The sequence below is a fragment of the Globicatella sp. HMSC072A10 genome, assembly GCF_001811625.1.
GTDB lineage: Bacteria > Bacillota > Bacilli > Lactobacillales > Aerococcaceae > Globicatella > Globicatella sanguinis.
In genome coordinates this window covers 21,139-30,897 of sequence record NZ_KV805811.1, presented here as the reverse complement: position 1 = coordinate 30,897, position 9,759 = coordinate 21,139, and the positions used below count along the sequence as shown (strand labels likewise).

Below are 9,759 nucleotides of genomic sequence, written 5' to 3'. Positions count from 1 at the left end.
TAATCAACTAATGATTAGTCTCCTACTCGATTGAATGGAAATTAATATTGTGAAAGAATAGGTGGTGACCAGTTCTTCAATCCATTATTCATTAGAATTGTTACTATCGATAAACATGATTTTTAATAAAATGATGGCTAAATAGAAAATTCAAACCAATTTACGCTGGATAAACTAAGGGCAATAGAAGTAGATAGTATTTTTTCATTAAAAGAGTAAGTTTGATATACTAATAACTGAAATAAAAAGAAGTGAGGTGATGATCAACAATGAAATATGGTTTATTAACTTTTGAAGAACCGAAACCCGATACGACGCGAAAAATTTTGCATGTCGATATGGATGCTTTTTATGCGAGTATTGAAGTGCGAGATAATCCTAGTTTGAAAAATCGACCTGTGGTCATCGCCAAGCATCCTAATTTAACCGGTGGTAGAGGAATCGTTGCTACTTGTAATTATATTGCTCGTCAATATGGTATTCATTCAGCAATGTCTGCTGTAGAAGCTTACAAACTGTGTCCGAAGGCTATTTTTATTCAAGGGAATATGGATTATTATCGTAAGGTTTCGCAACAAATCCGCGCAATATTTTTAAAATATACTGATGTTATTGAACCTTTATCATTAGATGAGGCGTATTTAGATGTGACCGTCAATAAAATTAATGAAGCGAGTGCGCTAAAAATTGCACATTTAATTCAAAAAGAGATATACGAAACCCTTTCGTTAACTTGTTCTATCGGTGTTTCTTATAATAAATTCATCGCAAAAATTGCCTCTGATTATCATAAACCCCACGGCATCACTATTGTGACACCTCAAGAAGCCACTAAGTTCTTACAAGCACTTCCGATTGATAAGTTTTATGGAGTCGGCGTGAAATCCATTCCGCATTTCCATGAATTAGGAATATTTAATGGAAAAGATTTGTATCAACAAGATTTAGATACTTTAATTAAACATTTTGGTAAGATGGGCTATTCCTTATATTTTAAAGTTCGTGGAATTCATAATGCTGCAGTAAATCAACAGCGAGATCGCAAATCAATTGGTAGAGAAAGAACCTTTACTCAATTTTTGAATGATGAAGAAAAAATTATCGTTCAATTTGAAAAACTTACCCAGAGTGTGATGAAAAAAGTTAGAGGTTTAGGCTTGCTTACAAACTCTGTTACAATTAAAATAAGATATGGAAACTTTGAAACGATAACGAGACAAATGCAAGCAGAAGATTATTTTGATTCTTATGAAGAGGCTATTTCCATTGTGAAAGAATTATGGCAAAAACATGGGAATTTAGATCAAGAAGTGCGTTTACTGGGCGTGTCTGTTTCAAATTTATTAAATCCGGAGACATCCGCAATCCAATTAACAATTCACGAAGGGAGTGTTGATGAATGGCTTGGTTCATCGAATTAAATCCAGTTTTACAAGCGTTTCTAGCTGGAATTTTTACATGGCTATGTACATTATTTGGCTCAGCTATGGTCTTTTTTGTAAAAGATGTAAATGATAAATTTTTAGCAGTAATGCAGGGGTTTGCTGCCGGTATTATGACTGCTGCTTCTTTTTGGTCGTTACTAGCACCGGCACTTGAATATGCTGAGAATAGTGCGTTACCTACCTGGATACCGGTAACGATTGGCTTTTTAGCCGGAGGAATATTTTTGCGATTATTAGATAAACTTGTTCCCCACCTACATATCAGTGGGGACCACGGGGACACGGATATCAAAAGTATTAATATTTCTCGTACTGCCATGTTAGTGCTAGCCGTCACGATCCATAATATACCAGAAGGAATGGCCTTAGGGGTCGCTTATGCTGCTGCGAGTATGCAAGTCAATGGTGCCACGATAGCGGCTGCTTTGGCATTAACGATAGGGATTGGTATTCAAAATATTCCAGAAGGCTCAGCCTTATCATTACCTTTAAGAGCAGAGGGAAAATCAAAATGGCGTGCTTTCAATATGGGGCAATTGTCTGCTTTAGTTGAACCATTTGGGCGTTATTTGGTGCCGCAGCGGTATTATTAGTGACGACTATTTTACCTTATGGTTTAGCCTTTGCTGCTGGGGCGATGATCTTCGTAGTAGTGGAAGAGTTAATCCCAGAATCTCAAGCTTCAAAATATACAGATTTATCAACTTTATGTTTTTTAGGTGGATTTGTTATTATGATGATTTTAGACGTCAGTCTAGGTTAATTATGATGATCGCCCATGTTTGTGTACAGTAGTACAATCTCTTTATTGTATTACTATAAATGCACAAACATGGTTTTTTTTTTTGGGAATTTTCAAATTTGAGTATTATGACCATTATTGAAAGCCAAACAAGGAAACTAATTATTATCATGATGTAAAGGATTTATTGATCAAAATTATTAGTTAAAAAGTATTAATTAGTAATCGGTTTGTACTAGCAACTGTATTATAAAACTGTTATAATGACATCAGATTACTATTAACATTTTTTATAGAAGAGAAGGGGAAATTTTGTATGGCGACGAAACACGAACAGATTTTGCAATATATTAAATCTCTACCAGTTGGCAATAAAATTTCGGTCCGTGGGATAGCCAAGAAATTAAATATGAGTGAAGGAACCGCCTATCGTGCGATTAAAGAAGCTGAAACAAGAGGGTTAGTCTCTACTATTGAGCGCGTAGGAACGATTCGAATAGAACAGAAAGTAAAATATTTAACGGATATGCTAACCTTTAAAGAAGTGGTCAATATTATCGATGGGGATATATTAGGTGGATCAGATGGCTTATCGCGTCATTTAAATAAATTTATTATTGGTGCGATGAAAGAAGATGCAATGGTCCGTTATTTTAGTGAGCAGTCTTTATTAATTGTGGGGAATCGTACGGAAGCTCAATTACTTGCGTTAGAGCATGATGTAGCCGTTTTGATAACAGGTGGTTTTAAAGCAAACCCAAGCGTTATTCAATTAGCTAATGAACGTAACTTACCATTAATCTCCACTTCGTATGATACTTTTACAGTGGCGACTATGATTAATCGTTCAATTTCTGATCAATTAATTAAAAAAGAAATTTTAACGATTGAAGACATTTATACTCCGATTGAAAAAACAGTCGCTTTAACAGCACAAGATAACGTTCGAACTTTTCATAAAATGTCTGATAAAACAGGATTATCCAGATTTCCTGTTGTCTATAATAATCGTTTAATTGGTGTCGTGACGGCTAAAGATTTAATTGGCCGCGATGAGACAGTATTGATTGAAAGGGTAATGACGAAAGAAACAGTAACCGTTAAATTACATATGAGTATTGCGAGTGTGTCTCATAAAATGATTTGGGAAGATATAGAAATGATTCCGGTTGTGGCTGATAATTTACAGTTATTAGGGGTTGTTTCACGTCAAGATGTGATGAAAGCTATTCATACGATTCAACAACAACCACAAATCGTTCATACATTTGAAGATGATTTAGCCGTTCATTTAGATGCAATCAATCATACTAATAAATTTGGTGATTATGATTTTCAAGCAATTGTGCAACCGCAAATGATTAATAATTTAGGTACTATTTCGTATGGGGTATTATGCGAATTAATTACCCAAACGGCACAAAAGAAAGTGGTAGAGAAAACGAATCTTAATAATATTATTGAAAAAATAGAAGTACATTATTTTAATTTAATTCAAATTGGTAATGAAATCCATTTTAAAGTAGAGGTGTTTCACCAAAATCGACGTAGCGCTTTAGTTCAAGTGGATGTCTTTCACGAAAATACTTTAGCGGCACGGGCGATTATTACGAGTCAAATTATTGAAAGGGGTTAGTGAGTTTGAGCTACCTAATAGAATCAGAAGTAGAAGCATTTTTCCAAAAAGTAAAGGCGTATGATAAGATTATTATTCATCGCCATCAAAGACCTGATCCAGATGCATTAGGTTCACAGTTAGGGTTAAAACATTTAATTAAAAATGCTTTTCCTAATAAAACGGTTTTGGCAGCTGGTAGCAATTCTAAAGGTTTAAGTTGGTTAGGTCATATGGATAAAGTATCTGTAGAAGACTATCAAGAGGCATTGGTTATCATTACTGATACCGCTAATACCGAAAGAATCGATGGTGAACATTATCTGAAAGGCAAAGATTTAATTAAAATAGACCATCATCCGATTGTAGAGGAATATGGTAGCTTACAAATTGTAACAACAGCAGCCAGTTCTTGTAGTGAGATTATTGTAGCAATGAGTGATTTCCTAGGTCAACGATTACTGCTTACGCCACAGGTAGCCCAATTATTATATGCTGGTATTGTGGGTGATACAGGACGATTTTTATATAATTCAACGACAGCAGCCACTTTTAATTATACAGCCTTATTATTAGAACAAGGTATCGATGCCTTTGCGATTAATGACCAATTTCAAGTGATGAGTCCAGCAGAAGTCAAATTACAAGGATTTGGTTATGAAAATCTACAAGTTAATGATGCGGGCGTTGCTTTTTTAAGAATTAACCGAGAAGATTTAGAGCGTTTTGGCGTTACTGAAGAACAAACTAATGGACTCGTTAATTTAGCTTCCAGAATTCAAGGCGTGTACTGTTGGGTGACCTTTGTACAACAAGAAGGGGAGGACTTTTTCTATCGTTGTCGTCTGCGCTCAAAAGGTCCCGTCATTAATGAAATAGCTGCCTTGCATGCCGGAGGCGGTCATCCGATGGCGAGTGGAGCGAATGCCTATAGTGAAGAAGAACTGAATGAAATTGTAGAACAACTTTCACAAGCTTCGTTACAATATCAACAACAAATCAAACAATAACAATTTATTTAGAGAAGTCATACAAGGATCAATATCTATAAAAACAGCTCTATTCTTTTTGGTCTGGATCAACAGAGTCATTTCTTTTGACCCGCACCATTTTTACAAGGAGCCTTAAAAGAGATCTCTTGTATTACTTCTCTTTTTTGTCATCTTACTCGATTAGGCTCTTAATGTAAGTGCTTATATTTTGTTACCGTTAACCTATATTTTATGTTTGCTTAAGATAATATAATTCGATAAAGTGAAAGTATCAAAATCAAGGAGGTAAATATTTATGAGTATTCAACCGAATCAAGTAATTTATAGTATTTTTGTCCGCAATTTTTCAAAAGAAGGGACTTTTCAAGCAATCATTCCTGAACTACCAAGAATTAAAAAACTAGGAGTCGATATTATTTGGTTAATGCCAATTCATCCAATCGGTGAAGTCAATCGTAAAGGAAAAGATGGTTCTCCTTATGCTAATTACGATTTTCGCGCTATTAATCCAGAATATGGAACATTAGCAGATTTTGAAGCATTGTGTGATGCTATACATGAAAATGGAATGAAAGTCATGATTGATGTCGTATATAATCACACTTCACCAGATTCAGTATTAGTTCAAGAACATCCCGAATGGTTTTATTATAATGAAGAGGGTAAAAGAGGTAACCGTGTTGGTGATTGGACTGATATTGTCGATTTAGATTATCAACATCGTGAATTAAGAGATTATCAAATTGAATCGCTTTGTTATTGGGCAAAATATGTTGATGGTTACCGCTGTGACGTGGCACCATTAGTACCGATTGATTTTTGGATTGAAGCTCGGGCAGCAGTAACTGAAATTAAATCAGATTTCATCTGGCTTTCTGAAAGTGTTGAATTTGGATTTATTAAAACGTTACGTCAAGCGGGTACAGTCGCTCATGCGGATGCTGAGATGTATCAGGCCTTCGATGTATTATATGATTATGATGTTCATTATTTATTCCATGGTTACTTAAGAGGCACAAATAAATTAAGCGACTATATTAATCGCTTGAATTTACAAGAAGTGATTTATCCCGTTGATTATATTAAGGCACGTAATTTAGAAAACCATGATAACCCACGTGCAAAATATTTAATTGGCAATGAACAAGACCTTTTACAATGGACGGCTTTCCAATATTTCGAGAAAGGATTTGTCTTATTATATAATGGCCAAGAAGTTCAAGAAACTACCGAACAAACATTATTTGATATCGATCCAGTTAATTGGCAGGCTGGACGAGATATTTCAACAGAAATCCGTCATTTAAATGATATTAAAAAGCAATATATTCCAACCACTTTAACCACTCGTTATGAATTAACTCCTTATGATGAGTTAGACGCAGTGGTAATGGAACATCAAGATAAAGTACAACATTTTGTGGCAGTTTGTTCTTTCAAAGGAAAAGAAGGTTTTGTTAATGTACCAATGGCTGATGGCGAGTATAGTGATTTAGTAACTGGAAATAAAGTATCGGTTCATAATGGAAAATTAGCACTCGCTTCTCATGCGCAAGCTTTTTCTATTTAATCAGAATGACTGATTTTGAAAAAGACAAGTAGTTTAGATATTTTTATTTAACATCATATATTTTGCGGCAGTGGGCAAAAAGTAGATAATCAAATGATTTTCGCTTCGTCTGTCTACCCTCGCACAGTTGGGAGTAGACCTCAAACAAGTCGAAAGACGCAGTTTGAGGTCCTTCAACATTGCACGATAAACTAAATAGATTAGACCAAACAAATTTTTTAAAGTTTTTTCCTAGCTTACAAGTCTCTTTATTTAGAAAATCGTAAAAAGGAAAAAGAATAAATTGTCATTCCTTCTGGCAATTGATGGATTAAGAAAGAGAGCTCTACAACATTTAGTAGGGCTTTCTATTTTTGCTTATGATTTTACGCGTGAAAAATGATGCTTTTTTGATGTTGGAAAGTCTTAATCGTCAACTAAACTTATGGGATACAATAATTTGTCAATTTTATGTAGCACAAGTGTGTTTATTTAAATTACTAATTAGGATTAATTTTCTTTGACTCATTCAAATATGTGTGATAATATTTAATTCGCAATCGAATTGATTTGACTTCGAATTAAAATTCAATCAACTATTGAAAGAGGGGACTATTATGCAACACGAATTACTAGGAATCCATCATGTGACCGCGATGACCGATTCTGCTGAACGTAATTATCAATTTTTTACAGAAATTTTAGGGATGAGATTGGTAAAAAAAACAGTTAATCAAGATGATATCCATACTTATCACACATTTTATGCCGATGATGTCGCGGCTCCGGGAACCGATATGACTTTCTTTGATTTTCCCAATAATCCAAAAGGATTACCAGGAACTAATTTAATTTCAAGAATTGGTTTGAGAGTACCGAATAATCAAGCTTTAAACTACTATCAAAAACGCTTTGAAAAAATGGGAATAAAACATGATCCGATTACTGAAGTATATGGGGTTAAGGTATTACCTTTTGAAGAACAGGATGGTCAAAAGTATCAATTATTTTCAGATGAACACAACCAAGGGATTCCTGCGGGGACTCCTTGGAAGAAAGGGCCGGTTCCAGCAGAATTTGCCATTACTGGTTTAGGACCTATTGAAATTACGATTAGTTATTTTGAAGACTTTCGCATTTTTTTAGAAACAGTTTATGGTATGAAAACAATCGAATTAACCGAAGAACGTGCTTTATTGGAAGTCGGGGAAGGTGGTAATGGTGGTCGTGTTATCTTAATTAATGATAGTGAATCAGGACAAAGTCAGCCAGGCTATGGACAAGTCCATCATGTGTCCTTCCGAGTGAAAGACCATGAGGCATTGATGGCTTGGTTAGATCGTTATAATGAGTTAGGGATTAGAAGTTCTGGATTTGTCGATCGTTTTTACTTTGAGGCGCTTTATACGCGTGTAGGTCATATTTTAATTGAGTTATCAACTGATGGACCTGGTTTTATGCAAGACGAACCATATGAAACTTTAGGAGAAAAATTATCTTTACCTCCGTTTTTAGAGCCTAAGAGAGCAGAAATTGAAGCACAAGTTAGACCGTTTGATACAGTTTGGCGTGGGGTAAAGGAGCAGGATGAAACGTGAAAAAAGTTAAGGGCATTCATCATATAAGTGCGATTGTTGGTGATATTAATGAAAATATTAAATTTTATCAAGATATTTTAGGATTAAGATTAGTAAAACAAACCCTTAATTTTGATGATTCGACAGTATATCATCTTTACTTTTCAAATGAGCAAGTGAATCCAGGCTTTTTATTAACCTTTTTCCCTTGGCAACATGCGACCCATGGTCGAAAAGGTGGCGGACAAATAGGTAGGAATGCATTTAGAGTACCTAAAGGTTATTTAAAGGAATGGGAGCATTATTTATTTGCTAAAGGCATTGAAACAACACGATCTCAGTTATTTGGCCAAGACACTTTAGAATTTAGTGATCCCCATTCTTTAGATTTAGCCATAGTTGAAACGGATGTAGAGCATGAAACGAGAGCTATTTATGATTTTCACGGTGTGGCGATTTTATCTGAAAACCCAACAGCAACTAAATCCTTATTAAGCAATGATTTAGGACTTTTAAAGGTTGGACCACATCATTTTAAAACGGATAGTCCACTAGCACAACATATTATTGTCAATGAATCTCCTTTACGTAAAGGACGTTGGGGTACCGGAACGGTCCACCATTTAGCTTGGAGTGTTTCTTCTCAAACTGAATTATTGGCATGGCAAGACTATTTTTTTGATCAACAATTTGCCATTACCGAAGTTAAAGATCGTAATTATTTTAAATCGATTTATTTACAAGAAAAAGGGAATGTTATTTTTGAATTTGCTACTGTTGATCCAGGCTTAGAAGTAGATGAGTCCTTTGATAAATTAGGACAAATATTACAAATCCCACCCCATTTTGAGATGGATAGAGACAACATACTAGCTCAAATTGAACCCATAACGGCTAGAATAAACAAGTATTCATCTTCTAATCTGCAATCATTATCAAAAAAGGAGGCCATTGATGGAACATCTATTTAAAAAAGCTAAAAGGATGGATGCCCCCACTTTTATCTTATTACATGGAACAGGTGGAGATGAGCATTCCTTATTACCAATTGCAGATTTCTTAAATCCTGATTATGGCGTCCTAAGCATTCGAGGAAATGTCAATGAGCACGGAGCTTTACGTTTCTTTAAGCGTAAAGCAGAAGGTGTGTATGATGTGCAAGATTTACAGCAAAGAGCATTAATGTTAAAAGAGTTTATTATTGAAGCAAGTGAAAAATATGCGTTTGATTTGAGTAAAGCCATTATTGTTGGGTTTTCCAATGGCGCCAATATTGCGATTGAGCTGTTATTAAAAGACCAATCAATCTTTAACAAAGCTATTTTAATGGCACCAATGTACCCAGTTCCTATTAGTGAAACTCATTCTCTATCACACCAAAAAATTTTTATTTCAATGGGTAAGCAAGACCCTATTGTGCCTATCTCTGAAAGCGAACGGGTGGTAACCCTTTTCGAATCACGAAAGGCCGATGTTACGACCTTTTGGGTACAATCACATGAGATTAATATGCTGTTATTATATCAAGTGAAAGAGTGGCTTGGATAAGTGTTTGGGCAAATACTTTAAAAATTTATTTTTGTACTAGCTATATAAGGTATATCAACAGTATGAGTCACTGTATAAGGCTGGGAAAAACTTTTTTAATTCTGTTCAGGCATATCTATTTAATTCAAAGCGCAGTGGTTTAGTAATCTCAACCTGCGTCTTAACGAGGCTGAGAACAAGCTTGAAAAATCCAGCAAAATTAGTGCTTATTCATTAAAAGCGCAGTGGTTGAGTGGTCTCAAGCTCCGTCTTTCGACTCGTTTGAGGCCTACTCAACTGTGCGGGGGTAGA

General features: G+C 35.1%; 7 protein-coding genes and 1 pseudogene. All 8 read left to right on the top strand.

Translation table 11 applies throughout. The features are described 5' to 3' along the window. Window positions 1-269: 269 nt before the first annotated feature. The 8 genes and pseudogenes from dinB to HMPREF2811_RS09735 all read left to right on the top strand — a co-directional run bounded on the left by dinB (window position 270) and on the right by HMPREF2811_RS09735 (window position 9,468). Entirely contained in the window at window positions 270-1,421 is a 1,152-nt protein-coding gene (gene dinB / locus HMPREF2811_RS09770; protein ID WP_071409159.1) for a DNA polymerase IV, read from the top strand. Beyond that, a pseudogene (locus tag HMPREF2811_RS09765) lies at window positions 1,400-2,208 on the top strand (ZIP family metal transporter). Before dinB ends, HMPREF2811_RS09765 begins: the two are co-directional and overlap by 22 nt. Before the next feature lie 295 nt (window positions 2,209-2,503). After that, on the top strand, window positions 2,504-3,823 hold the full coding sequence (locus HMPREF2811_RS09760; protein WP_066125824.1) for a DRTGG domain-containing protein: 1,320 nt from the start codon (window positions 2,504-2,506) through the stop codon (window positions 3,821-3,823). A 5-nt stretch (window positions 3,824-3,828) separates the two neighbouring features. Continuing rightward, window positions 3,829-4,812: a DHH family phosphoesterase gene (locus HMPREF2811_RS09755; RefSeq protein ID WP_246829848.1), complete on the top strand. Its 984-nt coding sequence runs from the start codon at window positions 3,829-3,831 to the stop codon at window positions 4,810-4,812. Between the two features lie 277 nt (window positions 4,813-5,089). Then, complete coding sequence (locus HMPREF2811_RS09750) at window positions 5,090-6,364, top strand: alpha-amylase family glycosyl hydrolase (protein ID WP_071409158.1); 1,275 nt, start codon at window positions 5,090-5,092, stop codon at window positions 6,362-6,364. Between the two features lie 593 nt (window positions 6,365-6,957). Then, window positions 6,958-7,941 carry a ring-cleaving dioxygenase gene (locus tag HMPREF2811_RS09745; protein WP_141749312.1) on the top strand — a complete coding sequence of 328 codons (984 nt, stop codon included), beginning with the start codon at window positions 6,958-6,960 and terminating at the stop codon, window positions 7,939-7,941. Further along, the gene (locus HMPREF2811_RS09740; protein ID WP_071409156.1) at window positions 7,938-8,891 is read left to right on the top strand and encodes a VOC family protein; all 954 of its coding nucleotides are present in this window, start codon (window positions 7,938-7,940) and stop codon (window positions 8,889-8,891) included. The genes HMPREF2811_RS09745 and HMPREF2811_RS09740 overlap by 4 nt, the downstream gene beginning before the upstream one ends. Next, window positions 8,875-9,468 carry an alpha/beta hydrolase gene (locus HMPREF2811_RS09735; protein ID WP_071409155.1) on the top strand — a complete coding sequence of 198 codons (594 nt, stop codon included), beginning with the start codon at window positions 8,875-8,877 and terminating at the stop codon, window positions 9,466-9,468. The genes HMPREF2811_RS09740 and HMPREF2811_RS09735 overlap by 17 nt, the downstream gene beginning before the upstream one ends. The last annotated feature ends 291 nt before the right edge of the window (window positions 9,469-9,759 follow it).

What these genes read in the sequence shown, in the direction of transcription:
- HMPREF2811_RS09735 (WP_071409155.1), top strand. Translation starts at nt 8,875, where the DNA reads ATGGAACATCTATTTAAAAAAGCTAAAAGGATGGATGCCCCCACTTTT.
- HMPREF2811_RS09760 (WP_066125824.1), top strand. Translation starts at nt 2,504, where the DNA reads ATGGCGACGAAACACGAACAGATTTTGCAATATATTAAATCTCTACCA.
- dinB (WP_071409159.1), top strand. Translation starts at nt 270, where the DNA reads ATGAAATATGGTTTATTAACTTTTGAAGAACCGAAACCCGATACGACG.
- HMPREF2811_RS09750 (WP_071409158.1), top strand. Translation starts at nt 5,090, where the DNA reads ATGAGTATTCAACCGAATCAAGTAATTTATAGTATTTTTGTCCGCAAT.